Annotated in this window: 20 protein-coding genes; 19 read left to right on the forward strand and 1 reads right to left on the reverse strand. The window is 40.6% G+C overall.

Annotated elements, in window-relative coordinates; all coding sequences use genetic code 11:
* Positions 1-202 precede the first annotated feature (202 nt).
* From AC1Z3S_RS04960 to AC1Z3S_RS04980, 5 genes are all read left to right on the forward strand, one after another.
* Complete coding sequence (locus AC1Z3S_RS04960; RefSeq protein ID WP_461739440.1) at positions 203-1,603, forward strand: M24 family metallopeptidase; 1,401 nt, start codon at positions 203-205, stop codon at positions 1,601-1,603.
* A 23-nt stretch (positions 1,604-1,626) separates the two neighbouring features.
* Entirely contained in the window at positions 1,627-2,106 is a 480-nt protein-coding gene (locus tag AC1Z3S_RS04965) for a hypothetical protein (protein ID WP_461739441.1), read from the forward strand.
* 331 nt (positions 2,107-2,437) lie between these two features.
* Entirely contained in the window at positions 2,438-3,073 is a 636-nt protein-coding gene (gene ccpN, locus AC1Z3S_RS04970) for a transcriptional regulator CcpN (protein WP_265457729.1), read from the forward strand.
* 27 nt (positions 3,074-3,100) lie between these two features.
* Positions 3,101-3,916, forward strand: a complete 816-nt coding sequence (locus tag AC1Z3S_RS04975; protein ID WP_461736720.1) for a pyruvate, water dikinase regulatory protein — start codon at positions 3,101-3,103, stop codon at positions 3,914-3,916.
* Positions 3,909-5,753, forward strand: a complete 1,845-nt coding sequence (locus AC1Z3S_RS04980) for a fructose-1,6-bisphosphatase (RefSeq protein WP_461739442.1) — start codon at positions 3,909-3,911, stop codon at positions 5,751-5,753. The genes AC1Z3S_RS04975 and AC1Z3S_RS04980 overlap by 8 nt, the downstream gene beginning before the upstream one ends.
* A gap of 84 nt (positions 5,754-5,837) precedes the next feature.
* Here AC1Z3S_RS04980 and AC1Z3S_RS04985 read toward each other — a convergent pair whose 3' ends face one another.
* Positions 5,838-7,382, reverse strand: coding sequence for an AcpB/EbpR/MafR family transcriptional regulator (locus tag AC1Z3S_RS04985; protein ID WP_461739443.1), 1,545 nt, complete (start codon positions 7,380-7,382; stop codon positions 5,838-5,840).
* A gap of 196 nt (positions 7,383-7,578) precedes the next feature.
* Between AC1Z3S_RS04985 and AC1Z3S_RS04990 the strand changes: the two genes are divergently transcribed.
* The 14 genes from AC1Z3S_RS04990 to murC all read left to right on the forward strand — a co-directional run bounded on the left by AC1Z3S_RS04990 (position 7,579) and on the right by murC (position 20,854).
* Positions 7,579-8,256: a hypothetical protein gene (locus AC1Z3S_RS04990; RefSeq protein ID WP_461739444.1), complete on the forward strand. Its 678-nt coding sequence runs from the start codon at positions 7,579-7,581 to the stop codon at positions 8,254-8,256.
* Position 8,257: 1 nt separating this feature from the next.
* Complete coding sequence (locus AC1Z3S_RS04995; RefSeq protein WP_461739445.1) at positions 8,258-8,764, forward strand: hypothetical protein; 507 nt, start codon at positions 8,258-8,260, stop codon at positions 8,762-8,764.
* A 104-nt stretch (positions 8,765-8,868) separates the two neighbouring features.
* Entirely contained in the window at positions 8,869-9,138 is a 270-nt protein-coding gene (locus AC1Z3S_RS05000) for an ACT domain-containing protein (RefSeq protein WP_265457718.1), read from the forward strand.
* Positions 9,139-9,153: 15 nt separating this feature from the next.
* Positions 9,154-10,497: a PFL family protein gene (locus AC1Z3S_RS05005; protein ID WP_265457716.1), complete on the forward strand. Its 1,344-nt coding sequence runs from the start codon at positions 9,154-9,156 to the stop codon at positions 10,495-10,497.
* Between the two features lie 19 nt (positions 10,498-10,516).
* Entirely contained in the window at positions 10,517-11,128 is a 612-nt protein-coding gene (locus tag AC1Z3S_RS05010) for an HAD-IA family hydrolase (RefSeq protein WP_461739446.1), read from the forward strand.
* 36 nt (positions 11,129-11,164) lie between these two features.
* On the forward strand, positions 11,165-11,605 hold the full coding sequence (locus AC1Z3S_RS05015; protein WP_461739447.1) for a DUF1149 family protein: 441 nt from the start codon (positions 11,165-11,167) through the stop codon (positions 11,603-11,605).
* Positions 11,606-11,807: 202 nt separating this feature from the next.
* Positions 11,808-13,199, forward strand: coding sequence for an L-cystine transporter (locus AC1Z3S_RS05020; protein ID WP_461739448.1), 1,392 nt, complete (start codon positions 11,808-11,810; stop codon positions 13,197-13,199).
* A 148-nt stretch (positions 13,200-13,347) separates the two neighbouring features.
* On the forward strand, positions 13,348-13,719 hold the full coding sequence (locus tag AC1Z3S_RS05025; RefSeq protein WP_461736711.1) for a VOC family protein: 372 nt from the start codon (positions 13,348-13,350) through the stop codon (positions 13,717-13,719).
* Positions 13,720-13,826: 107 nt separating this feature from the next.
* On the forward strand, positions 13,827-14,732 hold the full coding sequence (gene trhO / locus AC1Z3S_RS05030; protein ID WP_461739449.1) for an oxygen-dependent tRNA uridine(34) hydroxylase TrhO: 906 nt from the start codon (positions 13,827-13,829) through the stop codon (positions 14,730-14,732).
* 181 nt (positions 14,733-14,913) lie between these two features.
* On the forward strand, positions 14,914-15,648 hold the full coding sequence (locus AC1Z3S_RS05035; RefSeq protein WP_461739450.1) for a metallophosphoesterase family protein: 735 nt from the start codon (positions 14,914-14,916) through the stop codon (positions 15,646-15,648).
* Between the two features lie 94 nt (positions 15,649-15,742).
* Positions 15,743-17,920: a Tex family protein gene (locus AC1Z3S_RS05040; protein WP_461739451.1), complete on the forward strand. Its 2,178-nt coding sequence runs from the start codon at positions 15,743-15,745 to the stop codon at positions 17,918-17,920.
* A gap of 20 nt (positions 17,921-17,940) precedes the next feature.
* Positions 17,941-18,417 carry a SprT family protein gene (locus tag AC1Z3S_RS05045; protein WP_461736707.1) on the forward strand — a complete coding sequence of 159 codons (477 nt, stop codon included), beginning with the start codon at positions 17,941-17,943 and terminating at the stop codon, positions 18,415-18,417.
* Positions 18,389-19,156, forward strand: a complete 768-nt coding sequence (locus tag AC1Z3S_RS05050) for a YdcF family protein (protein WP_461739452.1) — start codon at positions 18,389-18,391, stop codon at positions 19,154-19,156. The genes AC1Z3S_RS05045 and AC1Z3S_RS05050 overlap by 29 nt, the downstream gene beginning before the upstream one ends.
* A gap of 363 nt (positions 19,157-19,519) precedes the next feature.
* Positions 19,520-20,854 carry a UDP-N-acetylmuramate--L-alanine ligase gene (gene murC / locus AC1Z3S_RS05055; protein WP_461739453.1) on the forward strand — a complete coding sequence of 445 codons (1,335 nt, stop codon included), beginning with the start codon at positions 19,520-19,522 and terminating at the stop codon, positions 20,852-20,854.
* Positions 20,855-20,976 lie beyond the last annotated feature (122 nt).

Here is a 20,976-nt window from a genome sequence, read left to right on the forward strand (position 1 = left end):
GTTCAATAGCGAAAATATTTTCCGTCGACTGACAAGCATGAAAGCTAGCCAAATGATTTACTGCTAAATTCAGAAGCATTTACAGAGGTCAAGCTTATTTTTCAAGGATAAAAATGTTATAATGATAGGAATCTAAGATTCATTATTAAAATTGCTTCCGACAAAAATAATCACGAAAATTTAAAATAGAAATGAGCGACTTATGAAAATTACATCCGCAAAGCAAATTAATTTAACGAAAATCCAATTACCAGAATTAACAGAATTAAAACGAGTGGCTCTGACTGATGAAACGCTAGCCACTCGAAAAGAAAAAGTCCTAAACCTAATGAAAAAAAAGCAGCTGGACAGTTTAGTAATCTATGCGGACTTGGAGCATGGCGGCAATTTTGAATATTTGACTGGCTTTGTCCCGCGTTTTGAAGAGGCGCTGCTGGTTTTACATCAAGATGGTCGAGGGTTTTTATTATTAGGAAATGAAAACTTAAATAAAGCCGATAAAGCTCGTCTTTCAGTTAAAGCGATTCATGTGCCTCATTTTTCTTTGCCAAATCAGCCGATGACAGACGATCAGCCATTAACGGAGTATCTTATTGAGGCTGAATTAAAGGAAAATACACGTGTTGGTTTAGTCGGTTGGAAATTATTTACTAGTAATCATGCAGACAACCAAAGTCTGTTTGAAGTGCCCTATTATTTAGTAGCGGCTTTAAAAAATGTCGTTGGTGAAGATAACTTAAGCAACGAAACAGGCTTGTTCATAGATAGCAGTCAAGCTGGTGCCAGAACGCAAAATAATGCGAACGAAATTGCCCACTATGCCTTTGGTTCACAATTAGCCGGGCAAGGGATTTTTGCTGCTGTTACGAATCTGCAGCTAGGAGTCAGTGAATTTGAAATTGGTGGTCAGCTAAATCAATTGGGTCAGCCAAATAGTGTTGTCACGATAGCCGCTTTTGGGGAGCGTTTTAAAAAGGCCAATTTATATCCAACAGAAAAAAAATTGACGCTTGGTGAGACGATTTCTTTAACTGTCGGGTATAAAGGCGGCTTGTCTTCTCGAGCGGGTTATGGAGTCAATGAGGCGAGTGAATTACCTGAAGGGCAACAGGATTATTTGGAGACACTAGCGAAGCCGTATTTTGCAACGGTCGTTACTTGGTTAGAGAATTTGCAGGTCGGCCAAACCGGTGCTGAGGTGTATCAATTGATTGAGGAGGCTCTGCCAAAAGCCACTTATCATTGGCATTTGAATCCAGGACACTTAGCTGCAGATGAAGAATGGTTGTCCTCACCAATCTATCCTAATTCAACAGAAGTTCTAACTAGCGGTATGTTATTGCAGTTAGATATTATTCCTTCAATGGCGGGCTATGCCGGGGCAAGTTGTGAAAGCACCTTGTGCCTTGCCGATGAAAAATTGCAAAATGAATTAAAAGCTAGCTATCCAATGCTGTGGCAGGCGGTTCAAACACGGCGAGCCTTTTTAAAAGCTGTTTTAGGTATTCAATTAAGCCCGCAACTTTTACCGCTTTCTGATACAGTGGCTTTATACAGCCCGTTTATGTTGCAGGCCAATCAAGTGTTAACCAAAAAAATGTGATCGCAATCAAGGGGTGAACAGCGATGCCAGTTGAAGTTTCACAAACATTACAAGAACAGCTCCAAACTGATTTTACGAAAGGCTATCGGCAATTTATTCAAAACTCGCCAGTAGAAGCAGGGCTGGCGGAAACTATCGGCAGTCAATTAGGTATTTTTTATTTGTTGGGGGAGGCCTCGTCTTTAGATAAGACTCGTGTGTTGTCGTTTGAGGTTGACGGTCAGCGTCACGCAACTTATTTTCACTGGTCTGAGGATTTGGCGATTCAAGGGGCTCAGAGCAGCCGCTTTTTTCTCCTGTTGACGGAATTTGGCTTACTATCTGGCATAGAAATTCATCATCGGGAGGGAGTGGAGGAAAAAATTTGGCAGGATTTTCTGGGAGAAAAAAGTGTTACAGAGATTAGTGCCAGTTTAAGCAACCTCCAAGAAAAAGGTCATTTTTCCAAAGACCTGCCTCTTATCACTAAGTATGCAGAAATTTTACAAAGTCTTGCTGATTAAATGACGGGAAAATCATCACAGAGACTCAGATTTTAATTAAACTAAAATCAAATTTTGCGAAACGAGCTGGCAACTTCTGTCAGCTCGTTTTTTTATTTTCGAGGCTATCTATTAGATTTCAATGGTAAAGCTACTTTTTAATTTGTAAATCACTTGGTTTATGAAAGAAAAAAATTAGGAAATTAATCTGCTGCTAAGACTACTATCATAGTCTCTTTTTAGTATGTCTTAAATACAAATAAAAGAAATATATATTTTATAGAAAACGTTATTGAAAATATATAGTGTAACATATATAATTAATTATGATCTTGTTAGAGGAGGTGTCTTAGTGGAATTAAGCAAACGTCAATTGAAAATTATCGATATCGTGAAAAGCAACCAACCCATCAGTGGTGAAAGCATCGCCAGTCAATTAGGCTTGAGTCGCGCAACTCTGCGCAATGATTTATCAATCCTGACGATGACTGGACTTTTAGATGCTCGCCCGAAGGTTGGTTATTTTTATACTGGTCAAATGGTGGAACCGCTGATTTATGACCAACTATTTACGATTAAGATACAAGATATCATGGTCAAGCCCTTGTTAATCTCTCAAGAAATGTCAGTGTACGATGCCATCACAAGTTTATTTATGTATGATGTCGGTTCTTTGTATGTCAAAAATGCTGATGAGGAATTAATCGGAGTGGTCTCGAGGAAGGATTTACTGCGCTCGGCTGTCAGTAATTCAAATCTTGAGCGCACACCTGTAGCGATGATTATGACAAGAATGCCCAACATTGTCACCGTTACCCCGGAGGAAACGATTATGCAGGCGGGTAATCTGCTGTTGCAGCATCAAGTTGACTCGCTGCCGGTGGTATCGTCAGAGAATCCTAAAAAAGTTGTCGGGAAAATTACTAAAACCAAATTGATGACTTATTTTGTTGAGTCAGGCAATGCCTTCAAAAATGAAACATATTAATTTAAAAACTTATTAGAGGTGGAGAAAATGAAAGCTGCAAAAATTTACTTGGTATCTGATTCGGTTGGGGAAACAGCACAAAAAATTGTCACGGCGGTTAGCGCCCAGTTTCCTAGTGTAGATTTAAGTGATGTCACGTTGTATCCTTTTACAACAGATGAGGAAAATCTGATTGATATTTTACGGGACGCTTTAAAGGAAAAAGCGATTGTCGTAACGACTTTGGTGGAAAAAAACTTGGTCAATGCCGTCAAAGATTTTGCCAGCCGAACTGGTTTACAAGCGGTAGATTTAATGTCACCCCTTTCGACAATTATTGAATCATCCTTTGGCGTGCCACCATTGGAAGAGCCTGGTGCGATTCATCGGTTAAATCAAGAATATTTTAATCGAGTAGCGGCGATTGAATTTGCCGTTAAATACGATGACGGTAAAGATGCTAAAGGCTTTTTAGAAGCGGATTTAGTAATTTTGGGTGTTTCACGGACATCTAAAACACCCCTCAGTTTGTATCTGGCAAATCGGGGCATTAAAGTTGCCAATCTACCTTTGATTCCAGAAGTGGAGATGCCAAAGGAAATTTTTGAAATTCCCCATGAAAAAATTGTCGGCTTGACCACCAATACAGATCGCTTAACCAATATTCGCAGATCAAGAATGGCTTCTTTAGGCTTAAAGGGCGAATCAAAATATACCAATCCAGAAAGAATCACCGAAGAATTGGCTTATGCAGAAGAAATCTTTGCCAAGCTCGGGGTGGAAGTCATCAATGTCAGCGAACGCTCAATTGAAGAAAGTGCGGTCATCATCGAAGATTCTTTGAAAGCGACCGCAAATGGATAAAACAAAAGCACTAGAAGATTTAGTAGAAGTCATCAATCTTGATGCCATCCAGCATTTGCCGAAACCAACCGAGCATTTTATCAGCGATCTTCATGGCGAATACGATGCCTTTGAGCATATTTTGCGAAATGGTTCCGGCAGAATTCGAGAAAAGGTTGACTATTTATTTAAGCGCCAGCTGCGGTATGAAGAAATTTCTGAATTGTGCTTTATTATTTATTATCCCGAGGAAGTCTTAACAGAAGTCGATTATGACGAGCAGCAGTGGTTTGTTTTGATGGAGCGTTTGGTTAAAGTGGCGCGTTTTAGTGCTGGCAAGTATACCCGTTCAAAAGTTCGCAAGGCCTTGCCGAAGGATTTTGCCTATATCATTGAAGAACTTTTGTATCAATACGACCAAGAGTATGAAAAAGAATGGTATTACGGTTCGATATTTAATAAAATTATTGAACTAGACTTGGCTCAAAAATTCTGTGAAATTTTGGGTCATCTCATTCAGCGGCTAGTCGTGGACCATCTGCACGTGCTGGGGGATATTTATGATCGGGGACCCGCTCCGGATAAAATTATGGACAGCTTGATGACACTGCCTTCTTTAGATATTCAACTGGGCAATCACGATATTTTATGGATAGGAGCTTTTTGCGGATCTTTAGGTTGTTTGACTAATTTACTGCGAATTTCCGCCCGCTATGGAAATTTAGAGTTGCTGGAGCAATACGGGATTGATTTAGCGCCGTTAAAAAAGTTTGCCAAAAAAAATTATCAGGAAAATGCGGCTTTTGCTCCAAAGATTGAACCCGGAGAAATGTCGGCAACAGATTGCAAAGATGCCATGCGGTTGCAGCAGGCCCTAGCCATTATGCAATTTAAGGTTGAAGGCACCATTATTAAGCGACGTCCAGAATTTCAGCTGGAAGAGCGTCTGTTGTTGGATAAATTAACAAGTGACCAGACAGAACTAAACTATCAGGGGACAAAAATTCCACTGGTTAACGGTTGCTTTCAATTAGTCGGTCAAGATGCCTATCAGCTTACCGATGAAGAAGAAATAGTCTTGACAGGCCTGCTGCAGGATTTTCAAAATTCTGAGCGACTGCAAAAGCACATTGCCTTTTTAGTGGAAAAAGGCACATTGTATTTGCGCTATAATGGCAATTTGCTTTTTCACGGTTGCCTGCCCTGTGACCAGCAGGGGGAGCTTCTCAGCTATCAGTTTGGCGGTCAAATGTATCAAGGGGTCGAGTTATTGGATTTTTATTTGGAATCCATCCGAACTAGTTTTAAAAATCCTCAGGAGCATGATGATTTAGCTACAGATATTATTTGGTATTTGTGGTGCGGCGCTGGTTCAACCTTATTTGGGAAAAAGGCGATGAAAACCTTTGAACGCTATTTTATTGCGGATAAAAAGCTGCACACAGAAGAAAAAAATGCTTATTATCAGCTGCGGGAAAAAGCCGCTTTTTGCGAAAATATTTTGCGGGCCTTTGGTTTATCAGAAAATGGCCATATTATCAATGGCCATACACCAGTAAAAGTTGTGAAAGGCGATATTCCCATCAAGGCGGATGGGCGCTTGTTAGTAATTGATGGGGGCTTATCCAAGCCTTATCAAAAGGTCACCGGAATTGCCGGTTATACTTTGGTGGCAAATTCCTTCGGGATGACACTGGTGGCCCATCAGCCCTTCACGAATCGGCAAGAGGCCATCAAAAATCGGCAGGATATTTTATCTCAAAAAGAGATTGTCGTCCGCAAAAATCAACGCCTCTATGTCAAAGACACCGATATCGGTGAAGAGCTGGCCCGGCAGATTGATGATTTGTTGAGATAACTGAAAATAAAAAAAATCCTCGAAGAAATGGCAGCGGCCAAATTCTTTGAGGACTTTTTATTTTGCTGTTTTTTTTGAAGCAACCTAATTTGTGACGGCAGTTTTTTGGTCGATTAGCTGATTGATCTGCAGCTGCAATTCTTCAAAGCCCCGCAGCGACATGTAAGGCTCAATCACATACATAGGTTTATCGTAATAAGTGTAATAGGGGGCAAAACGCGTGCTGACGGAAGAAGTCGAAATAATTAAATCGGTCTTCTCAATCAATTGCGGTTCTTGTTCTAGCTGACTCAAGCTGTCGATGAAAAAGTATTCAATCGGCCCTTTTAATTTTTCTTTAAAGCGGCCAAGAATAAAGCTGTCCGGCAGTGAATACGCCATTGAAACAATTAAAACATTGAGTTTATCCTGCTGATTAGCAAGCTTCAATAATAAATCTGGAAAGTAGGCAATCAGTAAAAATAAATGGGTGTAATACAAGTCTTGAGGAATATCAAAGGTCAGCTTCTGATAGATATCCTTTAAGACAGCGGCAATTTTTTTAATTTGATTTGGATACATCTGGGTATGGGAAATAATAAAAATTTTCCGAAATTCCCCTAAAATCGAAATATAATCACCGGCCACCAAAAACAAATAGTCATCCATACATAATTTTATGCACAGTGCCTCTTTTTGAGAAATAGCAGCAGTTTCGCCGTCTGTTAAGGTTAAAGCCAATGTTTTTTCAAAAATCGAAATCGCTGTATCGGTATCTTTTTTCAGTGAGGCCATCATTTTATTGGTGGATAAAACCAGCTCCCATTGGATTTTGCTGCTGATTAGATAATCGCCATAATAAAGCCAGAGACATTCCCGATACATCCAGCTGTCAAACAACAAAGCAAAGTGTTTTTCGATTTCCAAAATGGCACTTTGAATCGGTGCAAAATCCGGTGTGATAACAGCGGTGGAATTGTTGCGGTTTTCCGGGAAAAAATGGCCGTTACTGATACGAATCAAGCTGACATAAAAGGAATATTCCAATTGAACTTTAGTAGCATAACCCTCGCTAAAATGATTGATTAGCATAAAATCTTCAATCAAAAGACGAATGGCTTGGCTGCCTCTGATTGAGCCGGAAAGTTTAGCGAAATCCAATTTTTTTTCGCGATAATACTCTGTAAATAGATAACGGATGGTAGCTTCATTTCCGACTAACCGCATCGGGCGGCGAGTAATCGAAATATCTAAGCCCTTTAAGGCAGTCGCAATCTTTTTGAAAATCCGTGAGACCGTTGCCGGACTCGTGTACAAGTAGTTGGCTAGATCATGAATGTTCTCATGATTTTCAAAGAGCAGCTGCTCTAGTAAATCAAATTCCAATGAGGATTGAAGAACTTGCGTATAGAGTAAATCAATGCCGTATTCGGAGTCGTGGAGGATTGTGTAGCCCGAATGATTATGAATAATTGTGAATAACGGAAAGACTTGATTGATGGTTTTAATATCCGCATCGAGGGCTTTGATGGGAAAGCCCCAGAGTTGGTCGATTTCCTCGCGGGTTTTCTCTTGTGTCGAAATATAAAGAATTTCAATCAGGCGAATTTGTCGACGAACAGCCTTTGGCAATAAACTGCGTAAATTCATCTTCATCCCCCCTTTTTTCTCACTTTAATTATATCATTGAAGATTAAAATTAGCGGCAGTCCTAGCTTCAGCTTTTTCTGCTAAAAAACAAAAAATGAAATTTTAAGAAAACGTCAAATATGGTAAAATCATGTACTGATTTTCTGAGAATATGTTATTTTGATGAGGTACTATTCAAGGGAAGGATTCAACTTTTATGAATATTCTTTTAGCAGTTGAGTGCGAGGCGACAGCCTATGATTCAACTTTTACCTTTATTTCTTATCAGCAAAAGAGTTTGCTCCTGCAATTTTCGCCTGATTTTCATCTCCACAGTCTGTCTTTAGGGGAGATTTTTCAGGAAAACGGGATTCAGGGAGTCAAGGATTTTTTTGAGAATAATTTTCAACTGGCAATTGATGGCAGCGTTGTCCTCCAGGAAAAAAAATTATTGCGACTTTTAAATAGCTATTTTCCTAAGGGAATCCCTGGATTGACGGCCTCACAACTGATTGCTGACCCTAAAGAGTTTAGTGATTTATTAGCGTATCAGCAAAACATGGAGGGGCCAGAATCAACTTTTGTCTATCAGCGGCATTTTTTGAGAATTCTCAAAAATCAAATTATCCGTAAACGCAATCTCTTAAAGATGAATGTGATTACCCGTCAACTGGTTCAATATATGACGACTGACATCAGTCAACAGCAGCTTTTGAAATTGTTGTTAAGTTTAGTCCGCCAGTCGGCTTCACTGGAAAAATATGTATTTCCCCTCGAAAATACCTATCGCATTTTGCCTGCTGGTCAAAAGCAGCGGCTAAAGATGGTGGATGTGGGGCAAAACGAACGCCTGCTGCGAAATTTTTTGCAGGGAGCATTATTAAAGGAGAGTTAAGATGTCCAACAACTGGCTGAGTAAAATGATGAGCAGCTATTTAAATTATCGCAAATTTATGACGGGCCGCTACGGGAGCTTTGACACGATAAATCGCGCACTTTTGGTGATTGCCTTGATTGCGCTATTGTTTAGACGCTGGTTAAACGGTTATCTGGTTTTGGCGATTGTTGCCGTTACCATTGGCTTAATCATTTTCCGCTTTTTATCCAAGAAAATTTATGTTAGAAGCAATGAAAATCAGCGCTTAAGCCGCTTTTTTGCCGGTGCGGCTCAACGAAACAGCGAGCAAACCCATGAACGGCATCAGCGCAATGCCTATAAGAAGGCCCAGAAACAGCAACGACAAGCGACTAAAATGAAAAATCAACGACAACAGGCGGCAAATATTCAAGCTGTCATTTTCAAATGTGACAATTGTGGTCAAAGCTTGCGGGTGCCACAGGGCAAAGGTAAAATTAAAATTACCTGTAAAAATTGCCAGCATACTTTTATCAAAGAGACTTAAATCCGAATAATCTGAAATAAAAATGCTCTTTAGTTCACAATTCGTGTACTAGAGAGTTTTTTTCTATGCTATAATGAAAAAAATTTGATACAGGAGTTGTTTACATGAAGGCAATAGTAACAGTTATTGGAAAAGATAAAGTCGGCATCGTAGCCGGTGTCAGCAGCAAGCTGGCTGCATTAGAAATCAGCATTCAAGATGTATCACAGACAATTATGGATGATTATTTCACCATGATGATGCTGGTGACTTTTGGCGTGGGCGATATTGATTTTGAAAATGTGCGTAAAGAGCTTAATCAAGTCGGCGATGCACTGGGTGTTAAGGTCAGCATTCAAAATGAAGAAATTTTTAATGCGATGCATAAATTATAACAGGAGGCGGAAACTGTGGAGACCAATCAAATCTTAGAAACGATTCGCATGATTGAAGAAGAAAATCTTGATATCCGCACCATTACGATGGGGATTTCTCTATTGGACTGCATTGACAGTGACAGTGAGCGAGCTTGTCAAAAAATTTATGACAAAATTACCCGCTTAGCTAAAGACTTAGTAAAAGTCGGCGAAGACATTGAAACAGAATTCGGCATTCCGATTATTAATAAACGGATTTCAGTGACGCCGATTGCGATTATCGCAGCGGCAACGCAGGAAACCAGCTATGTTAAATTTGCGAAAGTTTTAGATAAAGCGGCGGCAGCTGTGGGAGTTAATTTTATCGGTGGCTTTACTGCTTTAGTGGAAAAAGGCTACCAGCATGGTGATATTATTTTAATTGATTCAATTCCTGAGGCCTTAGCAGAAACAGATTTTGTCTGCTCCTCAGTCAATATCGGTTCAACAAAGGCCGGCATCAATATGGATGCTGTTGCCCACATGGGGGAAATAATTAAAGAAACAGCGGCAAAATCCGACATGGGCTGTGCCAAGTTAGTCGTCTTTGCCAATGCGGTTGAAGATAATCCTTTTATGGCAGGAGCTTTTCACGGTGTTGGTGAAGCCGATTGTGTCATCAATGTCGGCGTCAGCGGACCGGGAGTTGTTAAGCGAGCGCTAGAAAAAGTCAAGGGTCAGTCCTTTGATGTCGTGGCTGAAACGGTTAAACAAACGGCCTTTAAAATTACCCGCATGGGTCAATTAGTCGGCCAAATTGCTTCACAGCGTTTAGGTGTTCAATTTGGGATTGTCGATTTATCTCTAGCACCGACACCTGCGATTGGCGACAGTGTTGCATATGTATTGGAGGAAATGGGCTTGGAGTCTGTGGGCACCCACGGAACCACTGCAGCTTTAGCTTTGTTAAATGATGCCGTTAAAAAAGGCGGCGTGATGGCTTGTAATCATGTGGGCGGTTTGTCGGGAGCTTTTATTCCCGTTTCAGAAGACGCTGGAATGATTGCCGCAGTGGAAAACGGCTCTTTAAATTTAGAAAAATTAGAAGCGATGACTGCGATTTGTTCTGTGGGCTTAGATATGATTGCAATTCCCGGAGATACACCAGCGCAAACAATTGCTGCAATGATTGCCGATGAAGCCGCAATTGGCGTCATCAATCACAAGACCACGGCTGTTAGAATTATTCCGGCCAAAGATACTAAAGTAGGAGACATGGTGGAGTTTGGTGGTTTGCTGGGCCGTGCACCAGTTATGAAAGTCAACCCGAACTCCTCAGCTGATTTTATTGAGCGGGGCGGGCGGATTCCTGCACCAATCCATTCCTTTAAAAATTAAAGCGACAAAGGAGAAGAATTTGCTAAAACATTTTATTTGGGATTTTGACGGTACTTTATATAATTCTTATCCAGTGATTACCCAAGCAGCACTGGCCACCTTTCAGAAATTTAATCAGCCCTACACAAATCAAAATGATTTTTATCGGCAGCTTAAGATTGGTTCTTTGGGAGAGTTAATTCAAAAAGCCGGCATTGATAAAGTGGCCTTCGACAAAATTTTTGTTGCCAAAGAAGGTCAGGAGCTGGCAAAAATTTTACCTTTTGCGGAGACGAAATCGACGGTGACGGCCTTAGCCAAAAGAGGCGGTCAGCAATTTATTTTAACCCATCGGCAAGTTGCTTCGACTGAAAAGTTATTGCAACGGGATGGCTTACTGGAATATTTTTCAGAAATTGTCGGCGCTGATAGTGGCTTTCCTCGGAAACCGCAACCGGATTCGCTGACGTATCTATTAAATAAATTTCAGTTGAATCCCGCAGAGACTTTGATGGTTGGTGATCGCCGTTTAGATGTTGTTGCCGGAAAAAATGCCGGCTGTCAGACCTGTCTGTTTGACCAAGATGGTTTTTTAGGAGAAATTCCGGCGGATTATCTCGTAAAAGATTTAGCGGAAATTCTATCTTTATAGTGTTATACTAAAAAGAGAACAATAGGAGGGATAAATTTGGAACTTGTTAGATTTAAGGAGTTAGTTGAGGCCTACCATTACGATGCGCGTAATCCTAAAGGCGAATACAAAACAGAATTGAAAGTCGGTTTTTCACCACTGAAAACAGAGGATGAAAAATTTCCTAAAGAGGACACTTTAGTCGGCACTAGAATTGAATTTGTTTTACCCTTTGACCGCTATGTTATTTCTGGTCGGGTCAGCCAAGTCAATCAAGTAAAAAACCGTAAAATTGAAACGCCTAAAGATTTAAGTCAAGCTGAGGTCGATGAGTTAGCGGCACCTTTATTTGATTTAATTCAACGCTTAACCTATGAGGTAACAGAAATTGCCTTGGATGAGCCAGGTATGAAATTAAACTTCAAGGTTGATCCTAATAGCGATCCAAAACCAATGGCTGAGCCAGCTGCTGCAGCTGAAGAAAAAACTGAAGAATAAAATCAGTATTCCGTGATAGTTTGAAGCTATCACGGTCTTTTTTTATTATCAAGAATCTAAAGCAGATAAGTCCCTTCTGACAAAAGTTTGTGTTACGATGAATTTGTCACTGAGTCAACTCAGTGTGATTCTTGAAGAAGAGTCACAGGGAACCTTTACTTCCTTGATGGACTTGTCATCAAATTTATTAGGAGGAAATAAAATGACAACATTCATCACCGTTTTAGTGGTTCTGGCTTTTGTAGCAATTTTATTTGGATTTTTCCTGTTGCAAAAACGCCATACCAAGTTTTCAACCCGCGTATTCCTGGCCTTAGGCGTCGGAATAATTTTTGGCGGACTGCTGCAATTATTTTTTGGCACTGATAGTGAGATTACCACCAATGCCATGAGTTGGATTGGCATCGCCGGTTCAGGTTATGTCCGGCTATTACAAATGCTGGTTATTCCACTAGTTTTTGTTTCAATCGTCGGCGCATTCACTAAGATGCAGGCCTCTAAAAAAATCGGAAAAATCAGTTTTACTGTCTTAGCGACTTTGTTAGGAACAACAGCAATTGCTGCCTTTATCGGCTATGGTTCAACCATTTTATTTGGTTTGAATGGCGCAACCTTTACAGAAGGTGCCGCTGAAACGGCCCGGATTGCCGAATTAACTACTCGTTCAGAAACTGTTGCTAATTTAAGTATTCCAGATCAAATCTTATCTTTCATTCCGACAAATGTCTTCGCTGACTTTGCTGGTACTAGATCAACTAGTACGATTGCTGTAGTCGTTTTCGCGGCCTTTGTTGGGGTAGCTTACCTCGGCATCAAACGCAAAGCGGAAAAAGAAGCAGAATTTTTCGCAAACTTTATCGAAAGCTTATATAAAATTGTCATGCGCATTGTGACCCTGGTTCTGCGTTTAACGCCTTACGGAGTAGCAGCTTTGATGACCAATGTCTTGGCAACCAGTGATTTTGAAGCAATCGTCAATCTGGGACTCTTTGTAATCGCCTCTTATGTGGCCTTGTTTGCAGTCTTGATTGTCCACTCGTTGATTTTAGTTGGCGTGAAGGTCAATCCAATCACTTACTTCAAAAAAGCTTTCCCAGCCTTGAGCTTTGCCTTTACGTCTCGTTCAAGTGCGGGGACGTTACCGTTAAATATTGAAACGCAAACCCAAGCACTAGGTGTTGATGATGCGACTGCGAATTTTGCCGGTAGCTTTGGCTTGTCGATTGGGCAAAACGGCTGTGCCGGTGTTTACCCAGCGATGTTGGCAACGATTGTTGCACCAGCGGCTGGTTTAAATATTTTCAGCTTGGAATTTGTTTTGATGTTGATTGCGATTGTCACTATCAGCTCCTTTGGGGTTGCCGGTGTCGGCGGCGGGGCAACTTTTGCTTCTCTGATTGTTCTAGGTTCAATGAACTTGCCAATCGCGATTGTCGGTTTGGTAATCTCTGTAGAACCTTTGATCGACATGGCAAGAACAGCTGTTAACGTGAGTGACAGTATGTTAGCCGGTGTTGTGACCAGTGCCCGTATTAATGAGTTAGACCGGGATGTTTTAAATGACGCAGAAAAAATTATTGATGCGAACGCATAATTTATTTTAATTGAAAGTAGAGTTGTAATTGACTGTCTGCTGCGATGAATTTTAACGCAGCGACCGTAATTGCGACTCTGCTTTTTTGTAGGCGTTGGCGCAAAAATTTGCTACACTACAAAGGAATCAAAAAAGAGGAGCGTGACCTATGTTTTCAAATGAATTAAAAATTATGCTGTATGTCAATGATGTGCCCGCTAGCAGTCAGTTTTGGCAAGCTATCGGCTTTGTTGAGCGGGAACGGGCAGCCGTTGACGGGACTGTTGTTGTCGAATTGTCTCCGACAGCAGAAAGCCAAACTCGAATTGTCCTTTATGATTTAGGCTTTATTCAACAGCATTCACCAGAAGTTGCCGGCAATTCACCTTCACTGATGTTTGCCAGTGACACTATTTTTGACCTGTATAAAAAAATGCAGGCAGCTCACGTAACGCTTGGGGATTTAGTGCAATTAGGGGAAGAGTATGTCTTTAATTTTGCCGACAATGAAGGCAATTATTTTGCTGTCTCAGGAAAATAAGTTTAACGAAAACAAAGATTTGCGAAAAATAGCACAAGCAGAAACTTAGGTGATTCGCTTTTTTTTCTCTATAATTAATTTCTGAAATTATGCTTAAGGAGATTAGTATGGATTATCAAGTATTGCTTTACTATAAATATGTTAAAATCGCTAACCCGGAGGAATTTGCCAAGGAACATCTGGCTCTATGTAAAAGTTTGAATTTAAAAGGCCGCATTTTGGTGGGGGAAGAAGGCATCAACGGCACATTGTCTGGTTTAACTGCTGATACGCAGGCTTATATGGAATATATGCAAGCAGATGAGCGCTTTAAAGATATCTTCTTTAAGATTGATGAAAGTCCTGAGCACGCCTTTAAAAAAATGTTTGTTCGGCCCCGCAAGGAAATTGTCAGCTTAAATTTAGAAGATGACGTTGATCCCAATCAAATGACTGGTCAGTATCTAGAGCCTAAAGAATTTAAAGCGGCATTATTAGATGAAAATACCGTGGTGATTGATGCCCGCAATGATTATGAGTATGATTTAGGTCATTTCCGTGGCGCCATTCGTCCGGATATTCGCAATTTCAGGGAACTGCCCCAGTGGATTCGCGACAACAAAGAAGAGTTTATGGAAAAACGCGTGGTGACTTATTGCACCGGCGGCATCCGTTGTGAAAAATTTTCCGGCTGGCTCGTCAAAGAAGGCTTTAAAGACGTTGGTCAATTACATGGGGGAATTGCCACCTATGGTAAAGACCCTGAAGTTCAAGGAGAATTATGGGACGGCCAGATGTATGTCTTTGATGAACGGATTGCTGTTGAGATTAATCATGTTGACAAAACAATTATCGGCCGGGATTGGTTTGATGGCACTCCCTGTGAGCGTTACATTAATTGTGCCAACCCTGAATGCAACCGTCGCATTTTAGCCTCTGAAGAAAATGAGCTAAAATACCAAAGCAGCTGCAGCGAGGAATGTCGAAAACATCCCCGCAATCGTTTTGTCTTAACTCATCCACAAGCAGTTTAAGTATAAAAACTTAAGCTATGACAACTTTTAAAATGAATAGCTAAACGAGCTCTGCAAAAGCCAGCTGGTAAATTTTCAAATGAACCAGCTGACAACTTTCGCCAGAGCTCGCTTTTTTGAAAACAATTACACCTTTTGCTAAAAAAAGGTATAATTGAATGGTAGAAAAGGAGTCTTTCATATGCTGAAATTAGTTTATGCCATCAGTGACATCCACGGACAATTAGACTTGTTTGAAAAATTATTGGCGGATTTTGATCCCCAGCTGCATCATCTGGTGCTGATTGGTGATTTAAATGATCGGGGCCCGCAATCGAAGGCTTGCCTCTTAAAGGGCCAAGAATTAGTGGAGGAGTTCGGGGCAACTTATTTGCGGGGCAATCATGAAGAATATCTTTTGCAATTTCTCAATAGCCCTGAAGACTGGTTTGCCGGCTATGTGCGCAATGGTGGCGGTGAGACCATCAACAGTTTGCTGCACCCTGGGGCAACTTTAGAATATTCTCCAACAGAAATTGCCATGATGATTCGCAGTCGCTACCAAGATTTAGTTAAATTTTTAATGGAGCGGCCCCTCTATTATGAATGGGAAAAATATCTTTTCGTCCACGCCGGCGTTGATTTAACTAAAGCCGATTGGCATGATACCTCTGATCGGGATTTTTTATGGATTCGTGAACCCTTCCATCAGGGAAAAAACAATACCGGCAAAACAATCGTCTTCGGCCACACGATTACGCCGCAACTTCATGGAGATATGGAAACAACCGATCTCTGGCAGGAGGATGACAAAATTGGCATTGATGGTGGCGCCATTTTTGGTGGGTCCGTCCACGGGGTAATTTTTGATGCAAAGGGCATTGTCCAAGATATTGAATACCAAAATATGAATGGTCCTTGGCAGCCGCAGTTTTAAATCTTTAAGAGAATCTCGTATCGACGGGATTCTCTTTTTATGTGACAAGAATTTGTGCTAAAATAAATAGCGATTGAATAGTTGGAGGATGAAGATGGATAGTTTAAATCAAACAATTTTAACCTTAGTATCACGGGAATTAAATGAGTTTAAAGGCGGGCAAATCAAAGCAGTTTTAGAATTATTAGCAGATGGCAACACCGTGCCGTTTATCGCCCGCTATCGGAAAGAAATGACCGGCAGTCTTGATGAAGTACAAATTCGTTTAATTGAAGATCGCTATACGTATTTAACCAATTTAGAAAAGCGCAAAGAAGAGGTTGTACGCTTAATCGCTGAACAAGAAAAATTAACACCTGAGTTAGAACAGGAAATTTTAAAAGCAACTAAGATGCAGCAGGTTGAGGATTTATATCGGCCTTATAAGCAAAAGCGGCGGACTAAAGCGACTATCGCTAAAGAAAAAGGCTTGGAACCTTTTGCAACTTGGTTGATGAGCCAACCACAAGCCGGTGATGTTTTAGTTGAAGCTCAAAAATATTTGAATGATGACTTAGAAGTTTTTTCAACAGAAGAAGTTTTGGCAGGAGCTCATGAAATTTTAGCTGAACAAATCGGCGACAACGCTAAGTTTCGAACTTGGATTCGTTCTTATACCTTTAGTAAAGGCGCTTATGTGAGCCAAGTCAAGGCTGCTGAAAAAGATGAAAAAGAAGTCTACCACATGTACTATGATTTTTCAGAACCAATTCATAAAATGGTTTCCCACCGGATTTTGGCTACCAATCGTGGGGAAAATGAAGATATTTTAAAAGTCAGTTTAGTGATTGATGAAGCAAAAATTATGGAATATTTTGACAAGCAATTAATAAAAAACTCTAGTTCGCCGACAGTGCCACAAATTGTTGAAGCCTATAAAGACAGTTATAAACGCTTTATTGGTCCAGCGATTGAGCGGGAAATTCGCAATGAGTTAACGGAAAAAGCCGATGAACAGGCCATCGCTATCTTCGGTGAAAATTTACGGAATTTATTATTGCAGCCGCCATTAAAAGGCAAAGTTGTTTTAGGCTTTGACCCGGCTTATCGGACTGGCTGTAAATTAGCAGTCGTTGACGCAACTGGTAAAGTGTTGGCGATTGAAGTGATTTATCCCCACAAACCAGCAGGTGAGGCCAAGCGCCAAGCAGCCGGCCCAGCCTTTTTGAAACTGATGGAAACCCATCAAGTCGATGTGGTCGCCATTGGAAATGGTACAGCGAGTCGTGAGTCGGAGCAATTTGTCTCCGAACAAATTAAAAAATTGCATCGGGAAGCCTTCTACGTAATTGTCAACGAAGCTGGGGCTTCTGTCTATTCAGCTAGTGATATTGCCCGCAAAGAATTTCCTGATTTGCAGGTAGAGGAAAGAAGTGCCGTCAGTATCGCCCGCCGTCTGCAAGATCCTTTAGCAGAATTAGTAAAAATTGATCCTAAAGCCGTGGGCGTAGGACAATACCAGCATGATGTTTCGCAAAAACGTTTGGCGGAACAATTGGACATCGTTGTTGAAACAGCGGTTAACCAAGTCGGCGTTGATTTAAATACCGCAAGTCCGCAATTACTGCAATATGTTTCCGGCTTAAATAAAACAACCGCTCAAAACGTGGTCAATTATCGGGAGGAGAACGGGGAATTTGCTAGTCGGCCCCAACTGAAAAAAGTACCCCGCTTAGGACCTAAGGCATATGAACAAGCGATTGGATTTTTACGGATTCCCAATGGCAAAAATATTTTAGATAATACTGCGATTCACCCGGAATCTTATGCCGGTGCCAAAGAAATTTTGAAAATGGCAGGGATTACTGAAAAAGATTTAGGAACTGAAGCAGCGACAACGGCCTTAAAACAATTAAAACTAACCGAGGTGGCTCAAAGCTTAGAAATTGGCCATGAGACTGCTAAAGATATTCTGGCCGGTTTGATCCAGCCCGGTAGAGATATGCGGGAAGAAAGTGCTAGTCCACTATTAAGAAAAGACGTTTTGACGATGGAGGACTTAAAGCCCGGCATGGAATTGCAAGGTACCGTCCGCAATGTGATTGATTTTGGTGCCTTTGTTGATATCGGTGTGAAACAAGACGGCTTGGTGCATATTTCAAAACTCAGCAATAAATTTGTTAAACACCCAACTGATGTCGTGGCGGTCGGCGATATTGTGACTGTTTGGGTTGAACAAATTGATGTTAATAAAGGCCGCATCAGTTTGACGATGATTGCTCCGCAGGGATAAAGAAAGTAATAGGTAAGACGATGACAAATCAAGAATTAACTGAGTTGGTGGAAGAAATTTCACTGACCTATTTTAAAAAGCCTTTCCTTCATCAGGCATTTTTCAATCGGCGTTTGAAAACAACCGGTGGCCGCTATCATCTAAAAGACCATCATCTGGATTTTAATCCGTTAGTCTTTGAAAAATACGGCAAAGCTGAGTTAATCAGCGTTATTAAACATGAATTATGCCATTACCATCTGCATATCGCTGGCCGTGGCTATCAGCATAAAGACGCCGATTTTAAACGGCTTTTAAAAGCCACAGGGGGCGCCCGCTACGCTAAGCCACTAGCAGCGCCTAAAAGTCTTTTTTGCTATCAATGTGCCAGCTGTCAGACACCTTTGTATCGCCAGCGGAAAGTTGATACAAAAAAATATGTCTGCGGCCGATGTCGTGGCAAATTAATTTTTATCGGGAGAAAAACCTATGACCACTCAATCCAGCAAACTGGCTGATCTCAATCTGGTGTTAAACTATCTGGCCGACCAGCCTAGCGCAAAGCTTTTTGCCGAAAATAAAACTTATCCATTATTAATTTTAGCTGGCAACAGTCTGCCGCCTTTGACCGAGGCGGCAGGTCAACTAGTCAAAGAAGGAAAAGTTGAAAAAGTTTTGTTAAGCGGCGGCATTGGTCATGCTACTCATTTTTTGCAGAAAAATTATCAAAAAATTGGCTACAATTTTTCTAAGGAGCTGTCAGAAGCTCAGATGAATCAATTATTTTTAATTGAAGCTTGCGGTTTAGTTGAAGAGCAATTGCTTGTGGAAAATGCCTCGACTAATTCTGGTGAGAATGCCAGCTTTTCTTTAGCTATTTTACGAGAAATTTTTGGAACGGCTTTGCCAAAAAATATTTTGTTAACCAATGATCCGCTTTTACAAAAGCGGACCAAAGCGACTTTTAAATTTAACTGGCAGGCAGAAGCGAGCAAGTTTGAAAATTTTGTGCCGATTGTTCCTCAAGTTAAAGAACTGACAGAAGAATTGCATTTCACTGATAGTAGACTGAATCAGCTGTGGCCAAAAGATTATTTCTGGAATCTGGTTTTAGGGGAATACACCCGCTTAAAAGATGATGAAAACGGCTATGGACCAAAAGGCAAAGGCTATATCGAGACCGTGGGGATGCCCGTTGAGGTTGCAGCCGCATTTGACCGGCTCTTAGAAACAGAGAAATTTAATTTACAACGTTAAGAAAGTAAATTTTATTGAATACAACTTTGGTGGATAAATTTTCGTTGTATAGGTTTCCTACAAAATTTGTCGGTCAGATTAACTAACAAGTTTCTGACTTAATAAAAGCTTGATGTAAAAAGATTCAAGTCGGCAAGATTCAGTTTTTTTCCTGTAAATCTTGTCAGCTTGGATTTTTTAGTAAGGCTGGCCATTAAGAAATTTTTTGTTATGTTTTAAATTGGCATACTTCCTTATCATCAAGGATTAATAATGATTGAAATTTTTTTTTATTTGTTAGATAATGATAGGCGTGCCATAAGGTATAAGTTTGTTATTACATATAGCTGAAATAAGCTCTGAGTTAAGAGAAGAGGATAATCAATGGAAAATCAAGATTTAGTTTATCATTTTGTAGGGATTAAAGGTTCCGGTATGAGTTCGCTGGCTCTTGTGCTACACCAAAAAGGTTTAAAGGTTCAAGGCTCCGATGTAACGGAATACTTTTTTACCCAGCGGGATTTAGAAAAAGCCAATATTACGATCTTACCTTTTGCGGCTGACAATATTCATCCAGGATTAGTTGTTATCGCAGGGAATGCCTTTCCTGATAGTCATGAAGAAATTGTTCGGGCTAAGGAATTAGGCATTGAAGTGATTCGTTACCATGACTTTATCGGACAATTTATTCGTCCCTTTACCAGTGTCGCAGTAACTGGCTCCCACGGTAAAACCAGTACGACTGGTCTTTTGTCCCATGTATTAAGCGGAGTAGCACCGACTAGTTATCTAATCGGTGATGGCACGGGCCACGGTGAAGTGGATGCCAAGTTTTTTGCCTTTGAAGCCTGTGAATACCGCCGTCATTTTTTAGCTTACTCTCCTGATTATGTGATTATGACCAATGTTGATTTTGACCATCCAGATTATTATAAGAGTATTGATGATGTGTTCGATGCGTTTCAAACGATGGCTCATCAAGTGCAAAAAGGAATCTTTGCTTATGGTGATGACCCTTATTTAAGAAAATTGCAAGCGGAAGTGCCAATTCATTATTACGGCACCAATGACGATGATGATATTCAAGCCAAAAATATCGAACGGACAACAGAAGGTTCCGCCTTTGATGTCTATGTTAAAAATCAGCTTATCGGCCATTTTGTTTTGCCGGCATACGGACAGCACAACATTATGAACGCATTAGGTGTGATTGCTATTGCTTATTTTGAAGGCTTAGATATGAATTTAATCGCGGATGAAATGAAAACTTTCCCTGGCGTTAAACGCCGCTTCAGCGAAAAGAAGGTCAATGACATGATTATTGTTGATGACTATGCTCATCATCCTTCTGAAATTGCTGCGACAATTGATGCCGCCCGCCAAAAATATCCAACGAAGGAAATCATTGCAGTTTTTCAACCGCATACCTTTACGAGAACGATTGCTTTAATGGATGATTTTGCAAAAGCCTTAGACTTAGCGGACCAAGTGTTCTTGTGTGACATTTTCGGTTCAGCCCGTGAACAAAAAGGCGATGTAAAGATTGAAGATTTAGGCGCTAAAATTGAAAAAGGCGGCCAAGTCATTCAAGAAGACAATGTTTCACCATTGTTGGATTACCACGATGCGGTGATGGTCTTTATGGGAGCCGGCGATGTTCAAAAATTTGAACGAGCTTATGAGAAACTTCTTAGCGAAACAACGAGAAACGTTCTTTAATAAATAAACAAGCTGTGGTAAAAACAGCTTGCCGACAAGTTTGCCCCCTTTGCTTGATTAATTTTTAGCTTGTGCTGAAAATTTTTAATCTAAGGGCAAATATGCGGCAGGTTGTTGATGCC

The organism is Enterococcus sp. LJL90 (assembly GCF_056924355.1).

What these genes read in the sequence shown, in the direction of transcription:
- AC1Z3S_RS04960 (WP_461739440.1), top strand. Translation starts at nt 203, where the DNA reads ATGAAAATTACATCCGCAAAGCAAATTAATTTAACGAAAATCCAATTA.
- AC1Z3S_RS04965 (WP_461739441.1), top strand. Translation starts at nt 1,627, where the DNA reads ATGCCAGTTGAAGTTTCACAAACATTACAAGAACAGCTCCAAACTGAT.
- AC1Z3S_RS04975 (WP_461736720.1), top strand. Translation starts at nt 3,101, where the DNA reads ATGAAAGCTGCAAAAATTTACTTGGTATCTGATTCGGTTGGGGAAACA.
- AC1Z3S_RS04980 (WP_461739442.1), top strand. Translation starts at nt 3,909, where the DNA reads ATGGATAAAACAAAAGCACTAGAAGATTTAGTAGAAGTCATCAATCTT.
- AC1Z3S_RS04985 (WP_461739443.1), bottom strand. Translation starts at nt 7,382, where the DNA reads ATGAATTTACGCAGTTTATTGCCAAAGGCTGTTCGTCGACAAATTCGC.
- AC1Z3S_RS04990 (WP_461739444.1), top strand. Translation starts at nt 7,579, where the DNA reads ATGAATATTCTTTTAGCAGTTGAGTGCGAGGCGACAGCCTATGATTCA.
- AC1Z3S_RS04995 (WP_461739445.1), top strand. Translation starts at nt 8,258, where the DNA reads ATGTCCAACAACTGGCTGAGTAAAATGATGAGCAGCTATTTAAATTAT.
- AC1Z3S_RS05000 (WP_265457718.1), top strand. Translation starts at nt 8,869, where the DNA reads ATGAAGGCAATAGTAACAGTTATTGGAAAAGATAAAGTCGGCATCGTA.
- AC1Z3S_RS05020 (WP_461739448.1), top strand. Translation starts at nt 11,808, where the DNA reads ATGACAACATTCATCACCGTTTTAGTGGTTCTGGCTTTTGTAGCAATT.
- AC1Z3S_RS05025 (WP_461736711.1), top strand. Translation starts at nt 13,348, where the DNA reads ATGTTTTCAAATGAATTAAAAATTATGCTGTATGTCAATGATGTGCCC.
- trhO (WP_461739449.1), top strand. Translation starts at nt 13,827, where the DNA reads ATGGATTATCAAGTATTGCTTTACTATAAATATGTTAAAATCGCTAAC.
- AC1Z3S_RS05035 (WP_461739450.1), top strand. Translation starts at nt 14,914, where the DNA reads ATGCTGAAATTAGTTTATGCCATCAGTGACATCCACGGACAATTAGAC.
- AC1Z3S_RS05040 (WP_461739451.1), top strand. Translation starts at nt 15,743, where the DNA reads ATGGATAGTTTAAATCAAACAATTTTAACCTTAGTATCACGGGAATTA.
- AC1Z3S_RS05045 (WP_461736707.1), top strand. Translation starts at nt 17,941, where the DNA reads ATGACAAATCAAGAATTAACTGAGTTGGTGGAAGAAATTTCACTGACC.
- AC1Z3S_RS05050 (WP_461739452.1), top strand. Translation starts at nt 18,389, where the DNA reads ATGACCACTCAATCCAGCAAACTGGCTGATCTCAATCTGGTGTTAAAC.
- murC (WP_461739453.1), top strand. Translation starts at nt 19,520, where the DNA reads ATGGAAAATCAAGATTTAGTTTATCATTTTGTAGGGATTAAAGGTTCC.